The following is a 26293-nucleotide window of genomic DNA, read 5'->3' as shown; positions in this document are numbered from 1 at the left end:
TTGAATATAAGGCTCACAGATAATTAAACGCCTTGAGTGAGCATCACGGTAGCAAGCTTTTGTAATGCGTAACTATTAGCACCACACTGATAATCTACTGAGTCTGATTTATTTGTTTTTCCCCATTTGACACACTTGTCGTGGATGTCTTTCATCACCATTTTTAAGCATTCTTGATTGTTAGCAAACTGTGGGCTGGAAAATCTTGCATTCATTCCCATTTCAAATACGGATGCTACCACCCCGCCTGCGTTCACGGCTTTTGCTGGTGCATATGTGATTGAGGCATCATGCAGAGCAGTAAGTGCTGACGGTGTACAAGGCATATTGGCACCTTCAATCAGCCACTGACAGCCAGCATTTGCCATCACCTCAACATCATCAGACTCCACTTCTAATTGTGTAGCACAAGGAATAGCTACCGTGTGAGCAATCGACCAAGGCTTCTCTGACGACAGCCAGTCACAACCTGCTAACTCACATTCGGTTAATGCATTATCAACATGCTGCTCTTTGAGTTTTTTGATGATATTTAGCGCATCTAAAGTAAAGCCTTTTTCACACAATAAGCTACCTCTACTATTAGACAAAGACACCACCTTTGCGCCTAACTCTACAGCCTTTAATGCAGTATGAAGTGCCACATTTCCCGCCCCAGAAATGGCAACCCTTTGCTGATTGATATCACTGTCAGCGAATTTCATCATTTCATCTAAGAAGTAAACCACACCATAGCCAGTCGCCTCTTCACGAATAGGGCTACCGCCAAAGTCGACTGATTTCCCCGTAATAGAGCCGACAAAATTTTGTGTCAGTTTACGATATTGCCCAAATAAAAATCCTATTTCACGTGTCCCGACATTAATATCACCAGCAGGAACATCTTGATGCGGACCAATATAGTGGATCAATTCATTCATAAAAGACTGACAAAAACGCATGACTTCGGCATCAGACTTGCCTTTAGGGTCGAAATTCGAACCACCTTTCGCGCCCCCGATCGCAAAACCTGTTAACGCATTTTTAAAGCTTTGCTCTAATGCCAAAAACTGTAAAACCGAAGGTGTCACGGTTGAGTGAAACCGCAACCCTCCTTTATAAGGGCCTATTAAATTAGCATGTTGTACTCGCCAACCTTTGTTGTTTTGTACTTTGTTGGCATCATCTAGCCAAGTCACATTAAACTCTATCACCTGATCAGGGATAAAAAGCCGCTCAAGCACATTAAACTTTTCCATCTGCGATAACAGTTCACTTGCAACCTGTACATTTTCTAAAATTTCAGCGACTGCACTTAAATACTCTTTTTTTTCCGGATAGTATTGGCGGATCCGCTCAAAGCTATCTGCAAAGTATTGATTATCCATTCAGTGCTCCAAATTATTTAATCCAGATGTCGACCTATAGCTAACATCTTAATTTTTATGCCTAATCTTTAACTATTGTTGATCAACCGTAAGAATACAAATTAATCCATCAAACAAATTAAGGTTACAAAGAGCTAATCGATTACTTTCCCTTTATATATATCTAAATGATAACAATTACCATTTACATTACCATTAAGATCTAATAGAATTCGCCTTCAGAATTTATGACAAACAACTAACTGGGAAATAATCACAATGAAGTCCTCTTCGCTATCAACCTGCGCTTTATTAGTATTAAGTGCACTATCAGCAAACGCGAATCAACTCAACGCAGATAACCAAGATGATGAAATAGAAAGCATTGAAGTCACAGGGCATTACATCAAAGGTTACAATGCCCATGATGCCAGCGGCGCCTCTCATATTCGCTTATCCATTGCTGATATTCCTCAATCAGTATCGGTGATAACTGACTATCAAATGGCAGACTTTCAGTTAAATGATGTAAATCTTGTGCTTGATTCAGCAACAGGTGTTAATGTGCAAAGGATTGAAACCGATAGAACTTATTACACTGCACGTGGGTTTGATATTACTAATTTTCAATTTGACGGCATTGGTTTACCATTAACTTCTGGTAATAACCATGCAGGTGAAGACACTGCGATCTATGATCGCATCGAAATTATCCGTGGTGCCAATGGCTTAATGACTGGGGTGGGTAATCCCTCCGCCACAGTAAATTTCATTCGAAAACGCCCAACTAAAGACAATGCATTAAACATTAACACCACCCTAGGTAGCTGGAGCAATAAACGATTAACGTTAGATGGTACCTACCATATCGATGATCAGTTAGCCGTGCGCGGTGTTATCACCAAACAAAAAACAAACTCTTACCTCGATCGTTACCGTCAAGATAGAAACTTGGGCTATGCCTTTATTCGTTACCAATTATCCAATAAAACTGAACTCTCATTAAGCCATGCGGTAACCGATAACCATGCAACAGGCAATAACTGGGGCGCTAATCCATTATATTATTCGGATGGTTCAGCAACCCACTATGACATCTCAACCAATACTTCAGCCGATTGGTCAAATTGGGCGGTAAAAAGGCAGCAAACCATTTTATCGGCCAGCCACACCTTAATGAATGACTGGCAACTTAAAGCAACCTACTCCCATAAAAGTACTGATGAGGACTCTGAGCTTTTTTATGTCTATGGAACTCCTAATAAAGAAACGGGATTAGGCTTGAAAGGCTATGCAAGTGAATATGATCATGATGAGAACACCAATTTATTTGATGTCTATTTAACCGGTTATTTTGACTTATTTAACCGTGAACACGAGTTTGTTGTCGGTGTAAACCGTGCAACACTCGACTACACAGATAAATCGCTTTATGACTACACTACAGGCAATGGTTTCCCTGTAATGCCACCATTATCCAAATGGGATGGAAATACCGCCTTTCCTACATTCAAAGATGGGGCAACAGGCGCAGATATAAAACGTGAACAAAGTGCCTTTTACGCGACTGCACGGCTTGAGATAAATGATGATCTACACACCATCATTGGTGGTCGTCAAAATAAATGGCAGGCCAAAGGTCAATCTTACAATGTCGTGCAAGATGCTTCAGATAATGAATTTATCCCTTACCTTGGTGCTGTTTACCAAATAACTGAAGCAAATAGAGTGTATGCAAGCTATACAGAAACATTTTTGTCGCAAACAAAATTAGACATAAATGATCAAGTATTAGCACCAATTACTGGAGCAAGCAAAGAGATCGGCATTAAAAGCCAATTGTTTAACCAAAAATTTATCGCAACTTTTGCCTATTTTGATATTGTACAAAAAAATGTCGCCAAACTTGATCCCACAACAGCGGAGTTATCACCCGAAATGCAGCGCTATATTGGCGTAGAAGGTATTTCATCATCAGGGTTCGAACTAGACATTGCTGGCGAGCCCATTGAAGGCTTGCAAACCAGTGCGGGATATACTGACTTCAACATCAAAGGTGATGATACCGTAGCCAATTATACCCCAAGCAAATTATTTAAGTTGGCAGCAAGTTATCAAATACCGCATACCAACGGCCTCAGCATTGGTGCCAATATTCAGTGGCAAGATGACATTAAGCGATTACAAGGCGTAGTTGCTGAACCATTTGACCATGCTGGCAGCGAAATTATCGCCAAACAAAAGGCTTATGCCCTGATCAATCTCATGGCGAAATACCAAGTGTCTGACAACTTACTGATTAGCTTCAATGCCAATAATGTTACGGATGAAAAATATTTGAATAGTCTGTATTGGGCACAAGGTTATTACGGCGCGCCAAGCAATTATTCAATCAGCGCAACTTGGTCTCTGTAAGCAGGTTTACATAGCATATGGACGAAAAGTGTCAGGCCACTTTTCGTCTACAATCGAGATAAAGAAAACATGAGAAAAAAACTCTTTAAATGGCACTCAACAGCAGCGCTATTTGCACTCGTGCCACTAATAATAATCTCACTTTCTGGCAGCATTTTAGTGTTTAAAACTGAAATAGACACTTGGTTGATGCCCGAACATTTAACGGTACAGGCCAGTGAACAAAAGGAACGTATATCACTTGATTATTTAATTAAACAAGTCGAACACAACCACCCCAATTTTTTACTTGGCAGTTGGGAGATCTTTGATGATAAATCACGCTCAGATGCTGCATACTTAATTAACAAAAACGATGCTAGCTGGCATAAGTTGTATATTGATCAATACCAAGGGCAATTACTATCTGCTCCGGTAAGCATTACTCATGACGTGACAGATTGGCTACTATCGTTACATTATACCTTCTTACTCGGCGTTTTTGGTACGACATTAGGTGCTATATTTGCGCTGATTTTACTTTTTTTAGGTATCAGTGGCATTATATTGCACCGTCAGTTCTGGAAGAAGTTTTTCACGCTTAGATTTAGTGCGGCTAAAAGAGTGTTACTAAGTGACATCCATAAATTTATTGGTATTACTTCATCTCCAATAATTATTGTCATAGCATTTACAGGGGCTTATTGGAATATTTCTGAAGTGATACATGAAATAACAGAGCACAGTAGTGCTGAACAAGTTAACACACCTCAGCAACCTTTATATAATAAACAAATCAGTTTTCAAGATTTACTTAGAGACAGTCAACGACAGATTAATAGTTTTAATGCCACCTACTTAACTTTTCCATTTGAAAAGGAACGCCACATCACTTTCTTTGGCGAGGTAGATAGCAATAATATATTAACCAGCCAGTATGCCAGTACGGTTACCTACAATAGAAATAATGGCAAAATCATGTCGGCGATAGATGTTCGCCAAGCAGGACTTTTTTCTGTGGTATTAGACAGTTTTAGAAAATTACATTTTGGCTACTTTGCTGGCATTACCAGTAAAATTATCTGGTGCACCTTAGGATCATCACCAGTATGGTTAGCATTAACTGGGCTTTATTTTTATTACTTTCGTCAAAAGAAAGGTAAAAGAACACAAGAAATTAAACTAACTAAAGTGTCACTTTCATAAACTAACATCACGATAAACGAATCGTATACGCAATCAATTTAAAATAATCATATTGATTGCGTATACATACTGATTTACGAATTATCCTGCTTATTTAAGCATTCAACAAACTGACCAAATGGCATAGGTTTAGCAAAATAGTAACCTTGGCAAATTTGACAGCCCAACTTACTGAGGATCTCCAATTGTTCTTCGCTCTCGACCCCTTCAGTGATCACTTGGTAGCCATAATTTTCGGCAAGATAAATAATGGCTTTGATGGGGATTTGTGAATGTGGTTCTAGGGTGATTTGATCCACGAATGACTTATCTATCTTAATAGTACTTATCGGTAAACGATGAGAGAATGAAAACGAGCTCATGCCAGTACCAAAGTCATCCAAAGCGATATGGTAACCAAGTTGAGATATGCTCGCTAAGCCCTCAACAATCCGATCAACTTGAATAGTTGTTTCACTTTCAGTTAATTCGACCTCTAAACCACCTTGACAGAAATCACTAGATCGAGAAAGTGTTTTCAATGCGCTGTGGACTTCGGGATCAAGCACATCATAACCATTTAAATTAAATGATATTGTCAATTTATAATCCAACAATAGTAACTTTTTCTGAATGTTAGCCACTTGAGAGATCACATAACACGCGAATGCTGAGCGCATATTACTTCGCTCAACAATATCGAGAAAATAATAGGGAGAAAGGATACCATCTCGTGGATGATTCCAACGAATTAACGCTTCAGCGCCAATGATATCTCCTGTAATGACATTCACCTTTGGTTGCAAATACAACTCAAATTGCTGTTCTTCTATAGCTTCTCTAATTCCCGCAGCATATTCAGGCTCTTTTGAACGAGTCCGGATTATCGCCTCATCATAATGTACTTGCGGTAAACGGGCTTTATTGGCGCTATAAAGCAGCATAGATGCCGTAGAAAGTAGCATATCAAAATTATTAACATCTTCCGGATAACTGATAATAGCTTCTGTAGGATCGAGTGAGAAGATGAAATCATCAACCAACTGGTTTTCATTAATTTTTACGCGAAACATGTCAAAACATTCAGTGCTTTCACGTGGTGCGACCATCATCAATTTACCGTCATTTAACCTTGCCAGCACACAATCAGCTTTCAGTGAATTTTTAAAGGTTTGCCCTAACTGCGCTAAAATTCGGCTAACCACTTCAGAGCTGTTTGTTTCAATAATATGGGGTAAGTTACGAAACTGAACAACAGAGACTTGATAACTAACAAGCGATGTATTGATATGTTCTAAAAAGTACTCCCGAAGCGCTCTTTCATTGTGTAAGCCTGTCACGGAGTCCATACGCGCCGCCTTTAAACTAACCCTGTTAGAGTGTTCAACATAACGCCAGGTAAAATAAGAAACACCTACTGCTCCCCAGAGAGCTAACCACATTACAATCATTGAAGAGGCTATTAATCGGAAAAAAACTTTAGCAATGACCAGATCAGTTGTTTCACTCAGTTTGAAAAAGACAAGCCAAACGGGCCCAAGCTCTGTATTTGAAACAAGCTTATAACTTAAGCCATATTGCACATCCCCTACATCATAGAAGAAAGCATCTAGGTCTTTGTTATCACCCTCAAAGACTTGTTCATGCTCCAATTTATTTTTGAATTGATAGTTTTTTAACCAAGATAAGATGTCATTTTTAACAAAATGCTCAAGTTGTTGCTCTACTTGCTCCGTCATCAATTTGCCGACACTGACAAAACTTCTTTGATCATAAATACCAACAAATACCGAATCATCAGTATCTTGAAGCATTTCAGCTAATAACGCCTTGTCAAAGTATGTTGTTGCTTGCTCGATAGACGTATGATGCTCAATCAAATCCTGAGTGATCTCATGAGTAATAATATTTGCAATTTCCTGAATTTGCTTCAGCTCCATGCGTTTTACTGCATCTTTTGCAGCACTATAACTTTCGAGTAGAAATAAGCCATTAACCAATAATGCAACAACACCAAAACCTATTAGCACTCTAGCACGTAATACCCGATAATCGATATCAATGAGCTGTTCGCTGTCTTCGGTATTCACATCTCGACTTGTTAAACCTACAAGCGAATACATAAAACACCAACCCGCTACGGCAGAAATCATGTTGATTATACCAAACACGGCACAAAACCAACCAATCACACCTGAAGGTAAAATGCTGAGCCCTAAAGGGCTAATAATTGTCAGTATTGCGCCTGCAATAAAGCGGGTCCAACGATCTGTTGGATTCATATTACAAGTCGTAGTAGAACACTCTCCGTTTGGAGAACTAAATAGCATGGTTACTGCTCCTAACCTATGAAATACGGCTTAAACGCAATAATTGCGTTTAATTTTCAATCTAGTAGTCATAACAAATCGATATAGAACTAACCAATGTATCAGCTCTATTTACTAATAACTCTAGATTGTCATGACAACGGCATTCACTGCGCCAATTGGTAATTACTCACTGGTAAACTAGCTTTGTCGTGTAAATAAAAGCCATACAAAACGCAAGGACATTGTATAACAGGATCAACATCAGTGTGAAATACTTCAAGCTAACACATTGAAATAAAGACCATTAATTTACAATCCGTTAACCTTTAATCACAATAACTACAATTAATTAACAATCACTAACAGGTCTAGCTAATAGGCGATAATTGCTCTGTTAAAGACACGATCATCATTAAATGTTATTGGTAAAGCTTTAGCTTTCATTCATCATATTAGCACATCGTTTTAGTCTACTGACAAACTCTAGTTTACGCCGTGCAACTTGCGCCTAATAAGCACAGCAGGAGTGATTCCAACTCTAATTTTTACTTCTTGAATAGAGCTTATAAGTTACCTAAAAATAGCCTTTAAAATTACTAAATATTGAAAAAAATACTTAGAGCTGATACTATTTTAGTCGAAATAACATACAGGAGCAGGAGTTCTTGTGAATATCAGCACTAGCTGTTTTAAAGAGTATGCAAAGGTAGTCAAGGTAAAATTTACTCGTGATAAGGATGCGAATACTTTAGTAGTTGAAGACATCGGCTGTGCAGATTTAAATCACTTTATTCCATTAATCAAACGTTACGCTTTTCAAAAAAATATCGCTAAAATTAGTCTAAAAATCAAAGAATCAGAAGCAGTCTACTTTTTCCAACATGGCTTTAAAGTAGAAGCATCAATACTTGCTTATTATGGCTTAGAAGATGCGCTGTATCTTACCTATTATTTACAAGCTAGCCATAAAAACAATCAGTTTTCCGATGCTCAAGACGCTATTTTAAATTCCTCTTTTGAAGTAGAGCATAAAACCAATATTACTGAGCTCAAACAAACAATTAAGGTGTTTTCTGGCTACTGTAACTTTCACTCAGAGAGTAAACATCAACTGGCTTTCACTGGTCGAGAAATGCCTCAGCAACATGCAATTGCTAGCAATAAATTCTACGCTCAGATCAATAATAAAACAGTGGCAAGTGCTAAATGCCATTATTGCGAAGAACAACAAGTGGTAGAATTTTCTGATTTCTTCGTGGATTTAAGTGTTGATCCTCATACGGTTATTCACTATTTGCTCTATGAGATGGCACAGTATTACGCGTCAATTGACTGCATTACGGCCTATACAATAGTGCCCGCAAGTAGTTTAATTATTAATGCCATTTGTGTAGAAAACGATTTTGAATTTGGTGGCCGATTGACTAACGAGTCTGTTTGTAAAGGACAATTAGAAAGCTTAAACACTTGGTATAAGCAATTATAGAGACAAAAACCATGCCTGTTATTGATAAAACAACTTCTGGGAAAGCGTTGCGAGATCATATTTCGCAATTTGATCAAACACTCAATGAAGAATTTCATACTGAGTCAATTCAGTCCTTGATGCAAAAAAGAGCCGAGTTTTTTGATCAATTACTGCTCGACCTATGGTGCTCATATCAATTACACCAAAGTAACTTATCCATCAATGCTGTTGGTGGCTATGGCCGTAAAACTCTTCACCCAAAATCTGACATAGATCTTGCCATCATCAGTGATGGTAAAATCAGCAATAAAGATAAGACGCTATTAACGTCTTTTTTAACCAAATTGTGGGACTTAGGCACAGACATCGGTCACTCAGTGCGTACTATTGATGAGTCAATGCAGCTGGCAAAATCTGATATTACCATTGCGACAAACTTAATTGACATTCGCCCTTTAAACGGAATATCACAACACGCATCAAAAATAAAAAAAACACTATTTGATAATAACTTATGGACCAGCGACGCCTTTTATCAAGCGAAAAAAGAAGAACAGGCAAAGCGTCATAAGAGTGCTAAAAATACCGCTCTATACTTGGAGCCCAATTTAAAAAACAATCCTGGTGGTTTACGCGATGTACAAACAATTCACTGGATTGCACAAAAACACTTTATTATTGATAGTACAAAAGCAATAAAATCATCGAGTTTTCTGACCTCAGATGAAACATCAGAGTTATTAGAAGCATACGACTTTGTTTGTCGTGTCCGTTGGGCTCTTCACACTATCGCCAAACGCCCACAAGAAGTGTTGTTATTTGAGCATCAGTTTGATGTTGCTAAATTTATGCGCTTCGGCGGCGAAGAGAATGCCGAATATGCGATTGAGAGCATGATGGGCTATTTATTCAGAGCCATGACCCGGATCCAAGAGCTTAACCAAATGCTTAGTGATTCATTTCGATTCGATATATTAGCTAAACAGTCTCAACAGCCTGACCAAGTCATTGATGATTACTTTGTCGTGCGTGATAACTTAATCGAAGCGCAGTTTGATGAAGTATTTATTGATAAAATACAGGTGCTACGGGTATTTTTATTGATCGCAGAACATGAAAATATTAAAGGTATAGCCCCGCAGACATTACGTTTATTACGTCAAACACGTCGCAGCTTACTTGGTGACCTTAGCTGCTATCAAGGATGTCGAGAAACATTTATTAAAATTCTTAAGCATCCCAATGGGTTAAAAACATCACTAAGTTTAATGCACAGATACGGCATACTGGCATCGTATTCATCCCACTGGGAAAAAATAGAAGGCCGAATGCAATACGATATGCATAATGCCTATACCATAGATGAGCATACCTTTAAGGCCGTACAAGCAATCGATAGTTTTAGTGATAAAGCCAATAAAAGTAATTTTATTTATAATATTAAACAATATGTTAAAGATAACACCGCCTTAGTATTGGCCACTTTATGTCATCATATCTCAGGACAACAAGCAGTAGAAAATAATCAACTCAGTGCAATTATTGCTAAAGAGTTTGCCGAAATTCATCAATTAAAGGCATCAACAATCAAACTAGTAGCTTGGCTGGTGGCTAATCAGGAGCTTCTAGTGACCACAATGCAAAGCCAAGATATTGCTGATCCCGATGTGATCAGTCGCTTGGCTAAAACCATAGGTTCTGTCGATAAATTGAACGCACTCTATGTCTTTACCGTTGCCGATATGATCGCCACCAATGAAGAATACTGGAATGAATGGCATGAATGCCAGCTAAAACAGCTTTATTTATCAACACGCACTGCGTTAAACACTGGTATTGAAAACATTTTTGAAGTGCGTACCTTGATCAGAGAAAATAAAACGGAAGCCCTTAACAACTTAGTAAACAATGCCTTCGACCCAAGTACGGTTAATCAGTTCTGGTCAACCTTGCCTAATCACTTTTTTAGCGGCAACAATGTTGATGACATTACCTACATTTCTGAAAATATACTGCTAGCCAATGGCGAAAACAATCTAGTTTTTATTGATGATAATTTTACCACAAGCTCAACAAATTTAGTGGTTTACACCAAAGATAGACCTAAGCTGTTTGTCGATATTTTTAATACCTTAGCCAGTGCAAAACTTAAAGTGAAAGATGCACAAATTATGCAAGCAAAAGATGGCAAAGTATTGGAGCTGATCAAATTACTTGATCATAACAATGAACCTATCACTGAAGATCACCGCATTAAACAAATCATAAGCCGAGTAACTAAAGCGATTGATAATCAAGGTATAAATGGAAATTTGGCTACGCCAAGGTTTATTAAACATTTTGAAAGTCCACCTGTGGTGGAGTTTTTAACTTCCAATAAGAAAAATAAAGTATTACTGAAAATAAACACTTTAGATGATCCTTCTTATATGGAAGAGATCTGTTCGGTTTTTTCTCAGCGAGAACTCACCATACATTCGGCTAAAATCAGTTCACTCGGTGAGTGTACAGAAAACGTATTTCTCGTCTCTAAGAACGAAGGAAAAGAGCTTGATCCTACAGAGCAAAACGAGCTAGCTGATTTATTGATGAATCGCATAGCCTAAGCCGATACTTCATTATTATTTTTGCTTCGCTTTTGCTTGCCATAGGCGCTTTGCAAGTTTTTGCATATCGATGTCCTTATCACTTTCATCGACAATTTCATAACCCGTTAAGGTTTCTAAAATATCTTCAAGGGTGAGAATGCCTCGCACGGTGCCGTATTCATTGACAATTAAGGCAATATGAAAACTATCGGTTAGCATTTCTTTCATTGCATGAGCAAGTGACATAGTATCAAGTAATGTCGGCATACTGCGTTGATAGTTACTTAGTGGGGTGTCTTTGTTTCCCCTTGCTTGTGCCAACAGTAAGTCGGTTCGCAACACAAAACCGATAATATTATCAGACTCACCTTGATAAATCGGGATCCGACTAAAGCGTACTTTTTTATGCTTATGAAAAAACTCTTCCACTAATAATGATTGAGATTCTCGAAAAATAACCGTTCTAGGCGTCATTGCTTGTGAAATGGTTATTTCTTGCATCAATAATAAGTTTTCTAAAATTAATGCCTCTTGAGGATCTATAGTGCCACTTTGTGCACTTAATTGCGCCATCACAGTAAAATCGTTACGATCAAAACCTTCCGAGCTTTCCTTATCAACCAGCCTACGGGTAATAAACTCCGACATTTTAATGAGTGGATACAGTAGCCAAATTAAAAGTTTCAGCATATGAGCGGTTGCAGGAGCCAACAGCTTCCAATGAGACGCGCCTAATGTTTTAGGAATAATCTCTGAAAAAATAAGAATTAAAAAGGTTAACACCGCAGACACAATACCTAACGATGCATCACCAAACACAATACTTGCCTGTGCGCCAACACCGGCAGCGCCTACCGTATGAGCAATAGTATTAAGGGTAAGAATAGCTGCTAGCGGTTGATTAATATCTTGTTTTAATGCTCTTAAAATTTTACCCGAAGGTTTGTTTTCATTTTCAAGTGTCTGAATGTACACCCAAGAAATACTCAATAATACCGCCTCAGCAATCGAGCATAAAAACGAAAAGAACAAGGCGACAAATAAAAATACACAGAGTAATAACATCTATTTAGTATCATCCAATTATTGATTATTTTTTTGCTGCAGTATCTGTTGTAGCGCTGCAACCAACTCATCGATATTAATAGGTTTTGATAGGTGCAAATTAAACCCTATGCTGGTAGCTCGCTCTTTAGAACGGGTATCCACATCAGCAGTTAATGCAATTATGGGTAAATCAGCAAATTCAGGCATAGCTCGTATTTTTGCTGTTGCCTCATAACCATCAAGTACCGGCATTTGACAATCCATCAGTATCACATCAAATGAAGACTGCTGTAAATGTTCGATCACCAGCGCGCCATTTTCTACGATCTCAGCGTTAATGCCAAGTCGTTGTAATACCTTATCAATTAATTTTTGATTAATACGATTATCTTCTGCAACCAATACCTTTAATGAAGAAAAATCATCATGACTTAACGCAAAGGCAGAGGCAGAGGCTGCATTCTTACGTTGCTGCACTTGGGAAAAGCTTTTCTGGATCATTTGTCTATTGCCAGAATCACTATCAATAGCTAAATGCAACGTAAAGATAAACGTTGTTCCCTGGTTGAGTTTGCTCTCAACCTTAATATCTCCAGCCATTAAATGGCTTAGTTTTTTGGCAATGGTTAACCCTAACCCTGTACCGCCAAATTGACGCGAGGTTGATTCATCCGCTTGAGTAAAAGGTTGAAATAAACGCTTAGAATGTTCTTTTGAAATACCAATGCCCGTGTCTTTCACCTGAATTTGAACATGGGCTGTTCGTCCTTTGTATGCAAGTAGATCAGCAATAACTATAACTTCCCCTTGCTCGGTAAACTTTAAGGCGTTACCACATAAGTTCATGAGCACTTGTTCAATATGTGTTCTATCACCTATAAAGCGTAAGTCCTTGGGAATATTATCTTCAATGCGCCAAACTAAAGACTTCTGTTGCGCTTCCATTTTAAAAATACGATGAATACGTTCAAAGACTTGGTGAATATCCAACACTTCATGCTTAACCGTCAACTTGTTTGCTTCTATTTTGGCTAAATCTAAAATGTCATTGATTATTTGCATTAACACATCGGATGAAACATCAATATGTTCAATATATTCTTTAATATCTGACAAACTGTTCGACTCTTTCGCCAGCTTTGCAAAGCCAATCACCGAATTCATCGGTGTCCTAATTTCATGGCTCATATTCGCCAAAAATTGACTTTTTGCCGCATTAGCGTGATTCGCTTCTATAACCGCACGCTCTAAAGATTCAGTACGCTTTTTCACAATTTGTTCAAGGATCAACTGCTTACTATGCATCAGCAATAATGGCAATGTAATAGTAATAACAATTAACACCAGAATAACTAACAAATACAAAAACTTCTGATTTTGTTGTTTGCTGATCATCTGCTTATTCGGATAAAGCTTGATGTCCCAAAGTTGTCCAGCAACTTCAAAAGTATGAGAGAAGGGAGGCTCACTTAAATGACGTATCTCATCCGCATTTTCAGGGAAATTATCAACAAAACTTGTTGTCTCCCCTTCTTCAAATATTTGATAGAAAAATAAATTTTCCTGTGATTTATCAATAGCATTAGTAATAATTTTGGTAGGTAACACCACCGCAGTAGCAAAGCCAATCAATCGACTTGTTGCCAATAGCCCTTGCTCATCTATTTTCTCAAATACCGGATAAAATAATAGAACCCCTGCAACAGGTTGCTCAAATTGCACTAACTCAATTATCGGTGTCGCTGTAGGTTGCAAACTCGTCATTGTAGTGATTAATGAGCTTTTTCGTTCTGCATTTGAGTAGATATTAAAGCCAATTGCTTTCTTATTTTCCTGCTCAGGATAGATGTACTTAACATAAACAATCGGATCATCTGTGGTAATAGGTTGACCTCGTATCACCATGGTTTGCTGATAATCGGCGGTTAATTGCTGTTGATGAATTGATTTATCAGCCTGAGAGATCAAAGGATTCCATGACATTGCAATCACACTTGAAGAACGATGATTGACATTCTGGGCAAATTGTAAAAATTCATTTTTTGTCAGCTGAGGCTGGTTTTGAATAAATTCAGCTAAGTGCTTTAACTCATTCACCGTGCTACTGATCTGACGGTAAACACCATTTTCAAGCATCTTCACTTCATGGGTTACTTTATGCTCATTATTGATATTAGAATGGGTAATAAAATAGCGAGTGATAGAGATTACAATGACAAATAACAACACAATAACGCCAATAAACAATTGAATAACTTTTTGTTGGCTCTCGCTCTCTTTTCGATAATCCAAAATGCTTAAAATAAGTGGTGTCGCAAGTAGCACACCTAGAGAGTCTCCTAACCACCAAAAAACAAGATTTAATTGATAGTTTTCAGCATCATATAATGGATTAAATACTGTTAAGGCATAGACACCGACATTTGCGGAAATAAGATTAACCGCAATACCGACAATAAAAATAAAATATAAACTATTACGACCACTGATTTGTCTGATGGGATTGCCTAACCAAAAACGTAACAAACTGGCACCAATAGCCGCTTGTAACGTAGCTCCCGTAGCTATTAACAGGTTCTGCATACCAATAGCTGACACTAAGTGTTGCCAAGAAAAGTCGGGATGCACAGAAAAATTAAAAACATATGACGCTAAAAATACTGCGGGGAAGAATCGCCACCACCAAAGGTAACAACCAGCCAAAGCAATACCGGCCGGTAACCATACGGGCACCACTTGGCTCTGAAAGGAAATAAATGAGGAAAAATGTCCCACCACCAGATAACTGATAAACATGATCAGATATAGCAACCATGTCTCTTTTACATTATATTTCAACGTTAACTTTACCAAGAACTTCACTCTATTTGATTCAATCATGCCACCACGCTAACGCGGTAGTTGCGATCATTTATTACGCTGGCTATCTCATACTATAAGTTATCTTAAGGTATTTCACCCAATGAAATGCATTGCCCGATAAACACAACTCGTGGCATTACAGCTAAATAAAAATTACTGCTCAACACTTTATTCGTACAATAGTTGACGCATCCTACTATGGCAATTACAACCTATTTCCTAAGAGGATACGCGCTTGTTCTTTGAAAGATAAGAAAAAACTACGAGCTGTTTACTTATCAAATCAGTGAATTTGCAGCAAAAACATTAACAACTCTAGGTATCACTGCACAAGCAATTCGCCATCTTTTACACATTAACAAATAATTGTCAGACTTTATTGTCGACGATTTTTTTTAGCCCAATAGCTACTCATTAAATACGATCAAAAAATAAGCAATATTTAACCATTCATATCAGCTATCAATCAGGCAGCAGTTATATTAGTTTTGCCTTAAACTTCAATTTAATCCACTCAGCACCGCTACTATTAGCAATATTAGCCCCTAAATCATTCGACATACTTAACTTAGATAATGAAAATTTTTGCTATCAGTGCAAGCAACAGTCAATAAAGATTACATCAGTTAAGTACTAAGTTTTTGTATAAAAGCCTGATAAGCATCAGAATCAAAATTATCAGATACTTCATTCATAAAACCGTGAAAGTAAGGGGTTTGCTCAACAAGTACATTAGGACGAGACTTTAAATTGGCAAAAAGCTCATTAACACAAAAGTGTGGCTCAGCATTTGGCAAATAAATACGACATCGGCTTTGCGGCGATAAATCTAAATAATGACGTACCTGACTTGGATAAAAACAAATACTGTCATGCTCCGCCTGAAAAAATACACCATCAGATAACAATCGCCATAACACGCTCCCGCCCACACTAAAACCGATAACCTTATCGACTTTTGATATTTGACGTAGGTGCTGCTGCGCAATCGTTAAATAGTTATCCACTCCTACCTGCTTACTAAAGTACTGATATGCTTGAGCTTCACAGTCAAAGCGCATCATTTGCTGCTGGTAAGGGTCAATGATCAGATAGGGTTGTCCGTTTGCAAGTGAACCCGTCAAGCGCCGAACAGCTTCAGTCAAACCAAAAATATCGGTTAAAATAACGAGTGTTGCATGATCTTGCCGTACTTTTAGCATTTGAAGTTGATGTTCAGATAATTTAAATAAAAAACACGTTACTTTATATAACACGTTAAAATATATATCAAAAAACAGAAGTAATATTTAACGTGGATTTTGCCTCAGCTCGGCCTAAAAGATAAAAATAGATGCCGATGAGTGAATTATTTTCATCTAAGAGGTGATTTAATCTCGTTTGTCATCATATGGTCATTTCACTATGATGAACTTGTTTTTGAAATCTCCCCAGATTTCTATTTGTTAATACTTGTTTGACGTTGGGCGCTAATAATCATTAGCGCCTTTTTTTTACAACGAACGCACCAAACAAGTGCAAAGCAATCCATCCATATTTTCACATCAAAACTTTACCCTTTACAAACAATGACTTAAAAAAATCACTGACTGGCGCAGCACTTGCTAATCTAGCAGTGGGATAATTATTATGTAATTTAAATGACGATACAAACACCTATTAGAGGCCTGCGATCTTTTTGTATTGCGGCCAAATGTCTCAGCTTTAAGCATGCCGCTACACAACTATTTTTAACGCCTTCAGCGGTCAGCCACCAAATTAAACAGCTGGAAGAACAACTTGGCTTTGAACTATTTCAACGACAAACTCGTGCAATTGTTCTAACGAGTGCCGGCAAACAGTTTTACCATGCGATACAACCGATCATTAATCAATTAGAAAGCACCATTGCTGACTTTACTAACAGCCAGCAAAATCAAACCATCACCATTAGTATGCCGGAGTTCTTTGCCAGTGAACTCTTTGTGCCTAAACTCGGAGAGTGGACTCAACTTAACCCAAGCATTAATTTGCAATTAGAAACGGTAAAATCAGCCAGTGAGCCAGCTAAAGCGGCAGATTTATCCATCGTACTGGCTAACGGTCAACCAAACGCCAGCATAGTGCATGAACTCTTCCCTATTCGCTATGCACCTGCCTGTAACAAGAAGCTCTATAAAAAATGGGTTATTCATGGCTTTGACGCATTAAAATCAGTTCCTCTTATTCTCCACCAATCAAGACCTTGGGCGTGGCACCAGTGGGCAGATCGCGTCAATATTGAGGATTTTGATCCAAAACAGATTATTCAATTTGACAGCATGTTTGGCGTAGCACGAGCAGCACAACAAGGCATGGGCATTGCTCTTGTACCCTTACCTATGAGTAGAGCTTGGTTTAGTGAGCAATTATTAGTCAAACTGTTCGATCACGAGCTGATCACCAATGATAAATATTACCTTATTCAGCATGAAAGTATTGAGTACAATCCAGCACTTGATACTTTTGCGCAGTGGGTCAAACAAACGTTTCTCGCATAGGTGAAATTTTTTCACCTCATAGACCGATTTATATCGTTTGTCGGCGAATGTGGATTTTTCTACAGTAATAAGCGTCAAGTCAGTTGGCACTTATTACACCGAAAAGGAAACCATTATGAAACTTAATAAATTACTCTCTCCGTCAATATTAGCCCCCCTTGCTTTTACTATGGCTTCAGCAATGGCTACAGAAAATACAAGCGGATTTACCCTAGCCGTAGTTGAAGATGCAACAGGTAGCGATGAAATAATTGCCGGCGATTATCATGCAGGTCTAGCCAGTATCGCTAGTATTACCGCAGATAAGAAATTTGCACATTTCACCAGCTTATGTGTTGCTCATATCAAAACCGCTAACTTAGCTTCAGCTGAAACAGCATGTACCGATGCAATTAAAGCAATACCAGCTAAAGCAAGCCGAGGTCGTCATGGCAAATTATTAAAAGCACTCGCATACAGTAACCGAGGTATCGCAAGATATTTAGATGGCGAAAACCTTAGTGCCTTTGAAGATTTTTCTAAAGCTAAATCATTATCAAAACATACGCTAATTGTTGAAAATGTGACTTACTTTAGTAACAACCGACTACCAGCTCTAACATCCGACTTCAGCAATGAATTAACCGCAGAATAAATGGGAGAAATCATGAAAGTTTCAAACAAGCTACTGAGCAACAGTTTTTTATTCTTACACCAACTAAAACATTTAAGTGTCGCACAATGGAATATGCATCATAGCCAATTCATCCAAACAGGACAGCAACGACAACAATGAGAAAATCGAATGAATCACGTTATTTTAGCGATAAGAAATGACTAACTTATCGCTTTTCTTTCTCGTTATTCGCCAGAACTTCGGCGCTATTGATTTTCCTCAATAAAAACCTGCTCTAATCCCCTAGCAAGCCTTGCCATTGGCTGGTAGAATTTAGCCAAGTTAACTTTTAGTCATTACGAGAACCAAGAAAAATGGGCAGAGCTTACCAAAACCGTAAATTATCAATGGCCAAAACTGCAGGCCAAAAAACAAAACTTTATTCTAAATACGGTAAAGAAATATATGTCATCGCTAAAAATGGTGGTGTTGACCCAGATGGTAACTTGACACTACGCCGTACGATTGAGAAAGCTAAAAAAGATCAAGTTCCAAGTCATGTTATTGAAAAGGCAATTGAAAAAGCCAAAGGAACAGGCGGAGAAGATTATGCGGAAGCACGCTATGAAGGCTTTGGACCAGGAAACAGCATGGTGATCATTGACTGTTTAACTGATAACAGCAACCGCACTATCAAAGATGTGCGTCAGTGTTTTACCAAAACCAACGCTAAAATTGGCTCATCAGGCACTGTCTCTCATATGTTTGATCACCAAGCCGTATTTGCTTTTAAAGGCGAAGACGATGAGTCGGTATTAGAAAACTTAATGATGGCAGACATCGATGTCACCGATGTTGAACTAGAAGATGGTATTATTACGGTATATGCTCCTCATACCGAGTTTTTCAAAATTAAAACCGCCTTTGCTGATAGCATGCCTGAGTACGACTTAGAAGTTGAAGAAATTACTTGGGTACCGCAAACCTATACTGAAATTACCAACGAAGACGACATTGCTAATTTTGAAAAGTTCTTAGCCATGCTCGAAGACTGTGAAGACGTACAAAACGTTTATCACAATGCTGAACTCCCTCAAGAGTAAGCAACACAGTCAATCTTTATTGATAATTTTCATCCAGAACACTTCTTTTGTGTGGTGTTTTGGATGAATCAATTATTCACTTTCTCCTATCAAAAATCATTCCATCTAAGACTCTCTCAAGATATAAACTGACTATTTTTTAACCTAAATCAAAGCTCATTCAAATACGCGCTAAACTCAGCTATTTCATGCTAAAAAGCACCTATATTTATGATGTCACCCATCAAGACAAAGGAGCAAATGATGAGCTTATTACCTCGTGAACAATGGTTTGACATGGATAACTTCTTTGACAACTTCTTTAGTAGTAAAAGTAAACATGATGACAAGCAATTTTTCGCACCACGTGTTGATATTACTGATAAAGAAGATCATTACGAGATCCTCGCAGAACTTCCAGGAGTTAAAAAAGATGATGTTTCGGTGCAGTTACATGATGGTGTTTTAACTATCGAAGCAAAAACCCACCAAGAAACTAAGTCAGAAAAAGATAAGGTGATTCGTCGGGAACGTCGTTCAGGCTTTTTTAGCCGAAGCTTTACCGTTGGCAACAATGTAAGTGCAAATGATATTCAAGCAAAATTTGAAGACGGCTTACTGAAATTAAGTGCACCTAAAGTCAACGATACTGAACAAGAAAAGCGTCAAATTAATATCAATTAACGCTTATTCTACCATGATAAAAATGCTAACTAATTCGCTGTAGTTAGCATTTTTTTTACTATTTGCTGACATTGTAAAACAGACATCACCTTAGGCACCGGATAGTCACAATATGCTTCATTAATGGCTCGTTGAGCAATCTCTTCAATATCTTCAACTTTCAGTTGCGAAAAGCGTGTGGGAATATTTATTTCTTGCGATAACGCCTTCACTCGCTCAACAAATGCAATTGCAGCCTGCTGTTTATCGGTATTTTGTGCCACTAATTTAAGTTGGTACGCGATTTCTGCATAGGCGGGATATGCTTGCTCAAATGAAAAATCTAATATGTGCGGCAACACCACTGCATTGGCTAAACCGTGAGGGATATGATAGATAGCGCCAAGTTGATGGGCAATAGCATGTACATATCCTACAGAAGTGCGCGTAAAAGCAAGCCCTGCTTCATAACTGGCAATTGCCATTTCTTGACGCGCTTCGCTGTCATTCCCTTGAGTGTAGACCAAAGGCAAGTAGGTGAAAATTCGCTCCATTGCCGCCAAACTATAGGCTCTAGTTTCACTCGTACTATGTAAGCCAATATAGGATTCAATCGCATGGGTTAAGGCATCCATTCCGGTATTGGCCGTTATCTCAGCAGGTAGCCCAACCATTAGGTTTGCGTCTAAAATAGCGACATGGGGCACTAAACAGGGATCAATAACGGTAAACTTTTTCCGTTGCTCACTATCGGTGATCACTGCCACTAACGTTGCTTCAGAGCCCGTACCTGCAGTCGTTGGAATAGCAATAAAAGGCGGTAGTGATGTTCGTACGCGAAATAATCCAGCTAACGCTTTTACCGGTTTTCTTTTAGTTGCACTTGCGGCAATGGCTTTCGCACAATCAATGACCGAACCACCACCTAAGGCAACAATACCATCACAGCTATGTTTCAAGTATTGTTCACACCCTTGCTCAACCAAGGCTATATTTGGATCTGGGGTAACCTGATCAAATAACTGCACACTAATATTGTGATTTTGCAGTAATATCACCAACTGTTGGGTAAAACCTAATTCCGTTAAAACTTGATCACTGACGATCATCACGTTAACAGCGTTACGCGCCTTTAACTCTGTCACCGTAGCTGTTATTTTACCTGAGCCACAAATCAGTTTTGGCTTAGGCACGTGAATTAACTTATTCACATATCGGCGAATAAAAATAACCAGACGATGCAACACTGCTTTCTCCTTAACAGAATTTTCCCAATCATTTGAGCACGGCTAGAGCAAACTCATAAATCGATCACTTAGCTAACTTTGTTATCATTTCATTAACTGCGCTAAGGTGCTCTGGATTGTTATGACACATACCTTGAAAAACTGCACAAACATCTAAAAAGTCTGGTAAGTCCGTTCGTTGCGCCATTTTCATTAAGCGTTTAGTCAAACGTAACGCATCTGTTGGTTTTGTAGCAATCTGGTTTGCTAATTCATCAGCGCGCATTAATAGTTGCTCAGGTGAAACCACATCAAGTACCACACCAAATTCTTTAGCTTCTTGTGCATCTATGACTCGGCCAGTAAAAGTTAACTCCGCAGCTCGTTGATAGCCAATATTGCGTTGCATGAACCATGCGCCGCCATCGCCAGGAATGAGCCCTAAGTTAACAAAGGTTTCGCCAAACTTGGCTTTGGATGAGGCAATACGAATATCACACATATTTGCCACATCAAATCCTGCACCAATTGCGGGGCCATTAACGGCAGCTATCACTGGAACCTCACATTGATGAATTGCTAATGGAATACGCTGAATACCATGACGATACCTATCTTCCAACTCAGCCACATCTCCAGCAAAATCACCACTTCGATTAGCCATATCTTTAATATTGCCACCAGAAGAAAATGCCGAACCTGCACCGGTGATCACCAAGACTGCTACCGCTTTATTTTGATTGATCCAGTTAATGGTTGTCACTATATCATCGGTAATTGCCGTACCGGTTAACGCATTACGCACATCATCGCGATTAAATGTGAGTGTGGCTACTTTATTATTTAACGTTAGTAAACAATCGGTCAGTGATGGAATTGTCATATAAACTCGCCTTATTATTTTTTTACTGAGATTTTTGCTTGTTGCCAATAAGCTTCTAATTCATCTAATGAGTGCTGAGCAAAATCTTTGCTAGAGTTTTGCACTTGTTGTTCAACTTGATGAAAGCGCTGAGTAAACTTCACATTTGCCTGCCTAAGCAGCGATTCAGGATCTTGCTTAGCATGGCGACACACATTGACCACAGCAAATAATAAATCTCCTAACTCTTCTGCAAGAGCTTCAGGGTTATGATGAAGCTCATTTTTGACCTCCTGAACTTCTTCTTCTACTTTGGCAAAGACATCATCAATATGATGCCAATCAAAACCAACATGGGCACAACGCTTTTGAATTTTTGCCGCTTGTGAAAGCGCAGGTAAACTTTTTGGGATATCAGCAAGTACACTTAACGCTTGATCGTTATTTTTCTGTTGTCGCTCTTTTGCTTTTTCATTTTCCCAGTTGGCTTTAATTTCTTCGTCAGTTGATAAATTGGTATCAGCAAAAACATGCGGATGACGACGAATAAGCTTTTCACAAATAGCTTCGACAATTGAATCAAAATCAAATACTTGTTGTTCTTGGCCAAGCTGACTATAAAAAATTACCTGAAATAATAAATCGCCCAGCTCTTTTTCTAGTTCACGATAATCTTGCGACTCAAGTGCCTGATTAATAGCATCAGCCACTTCATAAGCTTCTTCGATAGTATGCGGCACTATGGTTGAAAAATTTTGTTTAAGATCCCACGGACATCCTGTTTCAGGATCGCGTAGCTGAGTCATGATCCAACGAAGTTTTTCGATTGAAGGTTTATCATTCAACATTGTTAATTTTCACATTTAGCTAAAGTCGTTAATAATAAGAGCTCAAGTTTAACTGGTTTCTTTGAATACTTATAAATTAAATTACACAATTTTGCCGTTGTAGAAACTAGTCCTTATCAATTCTATTTGGCTATAATCTTAATGTTCAGCAACTCAACGATAGCTTTTGAAAAGCTTGTAAAGGAGCCAATATGTCAGATATCAAACTAACTTCAACGATCACCTGCCCCGAATGCGGATATTCAAAAACAGAACAAATGCCAACGGATGCGTGTCAATGGTTTTATGAATGTCAGTCATGCAAAGTTTTACTTAAACCACTAAAAGGTGATTGTTGCGTCTATTGCTCCTACGGAACTCTAAAGTGCCCACCTATTCAACAAGGTGCATCTTGTTGCTCTAATTAAAGTGCTCAGTTGATATAAGATTAATGCTGTTTTCGTCCTTAACCGCATATTGGGCAACATATCACAGCACCACTACCTTGATAATTAATGGCTAGCGGCCTGCCTATTCTTAACCAACTTAATATGATGACGCTGACAGTAATCTTGTAATGTTTTCGTAAAAGTAGCTTGGCAAGATGGCACAAAAAACAATGGAATCACCAATAGCTTATGATGCGCTAAAGGAATAACTTGATAAAAAACATATTTGCTCGCATTCATTAACGAATTATGTTCGATATATATTTCATTAACATCTTCAAGATTGATAATTTGGCTATTGTAATGAATCTGTTGTTCAGTAAAATTTACTGCTATTTTTCGGTAGTTAAGCCATTGGTAGACAGGTAAACTTATCGAAAAAAACATCACAAAAGGCGCACTATAGTAGCCCATCATTCGTCTAAAATCAGTGTCTTGATGTCGCCATAAATCAGGGGGCACTTCAATAAAATAAGCATAGTACGCCAACAGGAACACCAGCACCAATGGCGAATGTATGATCACAAAAGATTTAATATCCCTGTTAAATACCAAAATGCAGTTCCCTAATGGCAGTTAATTACTCACAACCGGTTCACTTCGATAATATCATCTAGCTGCTGTAGCTTACTTTGCAACCGAGTTAACATTTCGTTATTGGCAATTTCTATATTGAGTGACATTGCTACTGTATGCTTTTGTTGATCACTTCGGGTTTCCATGCCAAAAATACTCACGCGTTCATTAGCAACTATGGTTGATACATCTCGAACCAAACCTTGGCGATCAGCGGCAATAATTTGTAACGTCACTTGATAACTTTGCTTACCTTGCTCTCCCCACTGCACTTCAACTTCTCGCTCTGGTTGTTGTGCAATCGCATTGGCTAACTGTTCACAATCTTTACGGTGTACCGAAATCCCTCGCCCTTGAGTAATAAATCCCAGTATTTCGTCACCAGGCACTGGATGACAACATTTTGCCATATGTGTTAACAAGTTGCCGACACCTGATACGGTTATGCCATTAGCATCAACATTCGTTTTTTGCTGAGAAGACGACTTAACGACGCTTTGAGGGTCAATATCACTGGGAGGCTTGGTTTTATCCTCTAACAGCTGCAAGAAGTTCACCACTTGCTGTAAACGTGCATTCCCCGAGCCAATAGCAGCATATAAATCTTCCACATTATTGACATTAAAGCGCTCGGTTGCCGCGTTTAAATCAACCTTTGCTAGCTCTAACTTAGCTAGCTCAAGCTCTAATTGCTCTTTCCCAGTGGCAATATGTTTGCCACGATCTTGTTGTTTGAAAAAGTGCTGAACTTTAGCTCTTGCTCTTGGCGTATGAATATAATGTAAATTAGGGTTTAACCAGTCTCGACTTGGGTTCGGTGTTTTACTGGTAAGAATTTCCACTTGATCGCCAGTCTGCAGTTGGTGAGTAAACGGCACAATGCGACCAAACACTTTTGCTCCAATACAACAATGTCCCACATTTGAATGAATATAATAAGCAAAATCAAGCGGCGTGGCGCCTGAAGGTAGATCAATTACATCACCATTTGGCGTGAAGACATAAATACGATCTTCAAAGACCTGGCTACGTAATTCATCGATAATTTCGCCGCTTTCACTAACATCATCTTGCCATTGTAATATTTTACGTAACCAACTAATTTTTTCATCAAAGCCACTGGTTTTGCCTGAAGCAGCGCCTTCTTTATAACGCCAATGTGCGGCAACACCGAGCTCAGCATCATCGTGCATTTGTTGAGTACGTATTTGAATTTCGACGGTTTTCCCTTCCGGCCCTAAAACCACAGTATGTATTGACTGGTAACCATTTGGCTTGGGTGTTGCCACATAATCATCAAATTCATTGGCAAGATGCTTCCAACTGGTATGAACAATCCCTAGAGCACCGTAGCAATCTTGCAGTTTTTCCACCACAACCCGCACCGCTCTGACATCGAACAATTGATCAAAATCCAATGATTTTTTCTGCATCTTCTTCCAGATACTGTAGATATGTTTGGGTCGACCATACACTTCACCCACGATATTTGCTGACTTCAATTGCTGCGACAAATTATCAACAAAATCGACCATGTACTGTTCACGATCTAAGCGTTTTTCATCCAGTTGCTTTGCAATCTGCTTATACAAATCGGGATGAAGATAACGAAAAGCAATATCTTCAAGTTCCCACTTTAACTGACCGATGCCTAATCGATTTGCCAGCGGCGCATAAATATTAGTGGTTTCTTTCGCAGCAAGTACTCGTATTTCTTCATCAGCATTTTTGACAATACGTAAATAACACAAGCGTTCAGCCAGTTTGATCACCACAGAACGCACATCTTCCACCATAGCAAGTAACATGCGGCGAATATTATCTACCTGACTTTCAGAAACTTTAGTGCGATGACTTTGTTGCAAGGCCTTAATAGCAGCCATCTTGCCAACCCCCTGACATAAAAGCAGGATACCTTCGGAATAATGGCTTTCAACATAAGTTAAATCAATATATTGATACTCAATCAATGGAATAAGAAAAGCCGCCGCTAATGAATCTTTATCTAAGTTTAAACTCGCTAAAATCTCCACCATTTCCAAAGACTTAGTTTGGCATTGATCATCAACGTCATGTTTGGCATTAATAGATTGCCAAATACTTTCCAACATTTTCTGTTTTTCTGAATCAATTTCCAATGACGCTAGCCAATGCTCCAAACTGGTTTGCGTCATTTGATGAGATTTGCGAACTGAAACCATTATCTATCCTGAGGTTTATCGAATATGATACTTCTATTATCGTAAAATTAGCGTAGCTTAATGTGATATAGCTCACTAAATAATGAAATTA

20 protein-coding genes are annotated in these 26293 nt (G+C 38.5%); 10 read left to right on the top strand and 10 right to left on the bottom strand.

From position 1 onward, the window contains the following. Window positions 1-23: 23 nt before the first annotated feature. Window positions 24-1367, bottom strand: coding sequence for an NADP-specific glutamate dehydrogenase (gene gdhA, locus IV514_RS04185; protein ID WP_206483636.1), 1344 nt, complete (start codon window positions 1365-1367; stop codon window positions 24-26). Window positions 1368-1625: 258 nt separating this feature from the next. On the opposite strand from gdhA, the gene IV514_RS04180 reads away from it, so the two are divergent. Both IV514_RS04180 and IV514_RS04175 read left to right on the top strand, forming a co-directional pair. Continuing rightward, window positions 1626-3761 carry a TonB-dependent siderophore receptor gene (locus tag IV514_RS04180; protein ID WP_206483635.1) on the top strand — a complete coding sequence of 712 codons (2136 nt, stop codon included), beginning with the start codon at window positions 1626-1628 and terminating at the stop codon, window positions 3759-3761. 69 nt (window positions 3762-3830) lie between these two features. Beyond that, window positions 3831-4946, top strand: coding sequence for a PepSY-associated TM helix domain-containing protein (locus IV514_RS04175; RefSeq protein ID WP_206483634.1), 1116 nt, complete (start codon window positions 3831-3833; stop codon window positions 4944-4946). 74 nt (window positions 4947-5020) lie between these two features. Here the strand turns inward: IV514_RS04175 and IV514_RS04170 are convergent, their stop codons facing one another. After that, window positions 5021-7255 carry an EAL domain-containing protein gene (locus IV514_RS04170; RefSeq protein ID WP_206483633.1) on the bottom strand — a complete coding sequence of 745 codons (2235 nt, stop codon included), beginning with the start codon at window positions 7253-7255 and terminating at the stop codon, window positions 5021-5023. Between the two features lie 649 nt (window positions 7256-7904). Here IV514_RS04170 and IV514_RS04165 point away from each other — a divergent pair. Together IV514_RS04165 and glnD are read left to right on the top strand one after the other, a co-directional pair. After that, window positions 7905-8723, top strand: coding sequence for a hypothetical protein (locus IV514_RS04165; RefSeq protein WP_206483632.1), 819 nt, complete (start codon window positions 7905-7907; stop codon window positions 8721-8723). Window positions 8724-8734: 11 nt separating this feature from the next. Next, the gene (glnD, locus tag IV514_RS04160; RefSeq protein ID WP_206483631.1) at window positions 8735-11311 is read left to right on the top strand and encodes a [protein-PII] uridylyltransferase; all 2577 of its coding nucleotides are present in this window, start codon (window positions 8735-8737) and stop codon (window positions 11309-11311) included. A gap of 15 nt (window positions 11312-11326) precedes the next feature. Here glnD and IV514_RS04155 read toward each other — a convergent pair whose 3' ends face one another. From IV514_RS04155 to IV514_RS04145, 3 genes are all read right to left on the bottom strand, one after another. Beyond that, window positions 11327-12358, bottom strand: coding sequence for a hemolysin family protein (locus IV514_RS04155; RefSeq protein ID WP_206483630.1), 1032 nt, complete (start codon window positions 12356-12358; stop codon window positions 11327-11329). Between the two features lie 18 nt (window positions 12359-12376). Further along, entirely contained in the window at window positions 12377-15220 is a 2844-nt protein-coding gene (locus IV514_RS04150) for an ATP-binding protein (RefSeq protein WP_206483629.1), read from the bottom strand. Between the two features lie 608 nt (window positions 15221-15828). Then, complete coding sequence (locus tag IV514_RS04145) at window positions 15829-16404, bottom strand: dienelactone hydrolase family protein (protein WP_206483628.1); 576 nt, start codon at window positions 16402-16404, stop codon at window positions 15829-15831. Between the two features lie 444 nt (window positions 16405-16848). Here IV514_RS04145 and IV514_RS04140 point away from each other — a divergent pair, with 444 nt between their 5' ends. The 5 genes from IV514_RS04140 (at window position 16849) to IV514_RS04125 (ending at window position 20082) form a co-directional block, all read left to right on the top strand. Next, on the top strand, window positions 16849-17721 hold the full coding sequence (locus tag IV514_RS04140) for a LysR family transcriptional regulator (protein WP_206484019.1): 873 nt from the start codon (window positions 16849-16851) through the stop codon (window positions 17719-17721). 115 nt (window positions 17722-17836) lie between these two features. Beyond that, a complete protein-coding gene (locus tag IV514_RS04135; RefSeq protein ID WP_206483627.1) occupies window positions 17837-18355 on the top strand; it encodes a hypothetical protein in 519 nt (172 codons plus the stop codon). Window positions 18356-18367: 12 nt separating this feature from the next. Next, window positions 18368-18496, top strand: a complete 129-nt coding sequence (locus tag IV514_RS17595; protein WP_277601486.1) for a hypothetical protein — start codon at window positions 18368-18370, stop codon at window positions 18494-18496. 194 nt (window positions 18497-18690) lie between these two features. Next, entirely contained in the window at window positions 18691-19419 is a 729-nt protein-coding gene (locus IV514_RS04130; RefSeq protein WP_206483626.1) for a YebC/PmpR family DNA-binding transcriptional regulator, read from the top strand. A gap of 240 nt (window positions 19420-19659) precedes the next feature. Continuing rightward, window positions 19660-20082 (top strand): Hsp20/alpha crystallin family protein, encoded by a 423-nt coding sequence (locus IV514_RS04125; protein WP_241242165.1) that lies wholly within the window; start codon window positions 19660-19662, stop codon window positions 20080-20082. A gap of 29 nt (window positions 20083-20111) precedes the next feature. Here IV514_RS04125 and IV514_RS04120 read toward each other — a convergent pair whose 3' ends face one another. The 3 genes from IV514_RS04120 to mazG all read right to left on the bottom strand — a co-directional run bounded on the left by IV514_RS04120 (window position 20112) and on the right by mazG (window position 22997). Then, the gene (locus tag IV514_RS04120; RefSeq protein WP_206483625.1) at window positions 20112-21308 is read right to left on the bottom strand and encodes an iron-containing alcohol dehydrogenase; all 1197 of its coding nucleotides are present in this window, start codon (window positions 21306-21308) and stop codon (window positions 20112-20114) included. A gap of 64 nt (window positions 21309-21372) precedes the next feature. Further along, entirely contained in the window at window positions 21373-22170 is a 798-nt protein-coding gene (locus tag IV514_RS04115; protein WP_206483624.1) for an enoyl-CoA hydratase-related protein, read from the bottom strand. A 14-nt stretch (window positions 22171-22184) separates the two neighbouring features. Next, on the bottom strand, window positions 22185-22997 hold the full coding sequence (gene mazG / locus IV514_RS04110) for a nucleoside triphosphate pyrophosphohydrolase (protein WP_206483623.1): 813 nt from the start codon (window positions 22995-22997) through the stop codon (window positions 22185-22187). A gap of 191 nt (window positions 22998-23188) precedes the next feature. On the opposite strand from mazG, the gene IV514_RS17415 reads away from it, so the two are divergent. Then, entirely contained in the window at window positions 23189-23404 is a 216-nt protein-coding gene (locus IV514_RS17415) for a GDCCVxC domain-containing (seleno)protein (RefSeq protein ID WP_241242164.1), read from the top strand. 84 nt (window positions 23405-23488) lie between these two features. Here the strand turns inward: IV514_RS17415 and IV514_RS04105 are convergent, their stop codons facing one another. Both IV514_RS04105 and relA read right to left on the bottom strand, forming a co-directional pair. Beyond that, window positions 23489-23950: a hypothetical protein gene (locus IV514_RS04105; RefSeq protein WP_206483622.1), complete on the bottom strand. Its 462-nt coding sequence runs from the start codon at window positions 23948-23950 to the stop codon at window positions 23489-23491. A gap of 59 nt (window positions 23951-24009) precedes the next feature. Next, the gene (gene relA, locus IV514_RS04100) at window positions 24010-26202 is read right to left on the bottom strand and encodes a GTP diphosphokinase (protein ID WP_206483621.1); all 2193 of its coding nucleotides are present in this window, start codon (window positions 26200-26202) and stop codon (window positions 24010-24012) included. Window positions 26203-26293 lie beyond the last annotated feature (91 nt).

This window comes from Thalassotalea sp. G2M2-11, from assembly GCF_017168195.1.
In the GTDB taxonomy this organism is placed as follows: Bacteria; Pseudomonadota; Gammaproteobacteria; order Enterobacterales; family Alteromonadaceae; genus Thalassotalea_E.
This window is presented reverse-complemented; position numbering and strand designations above follow the sequence as displayed.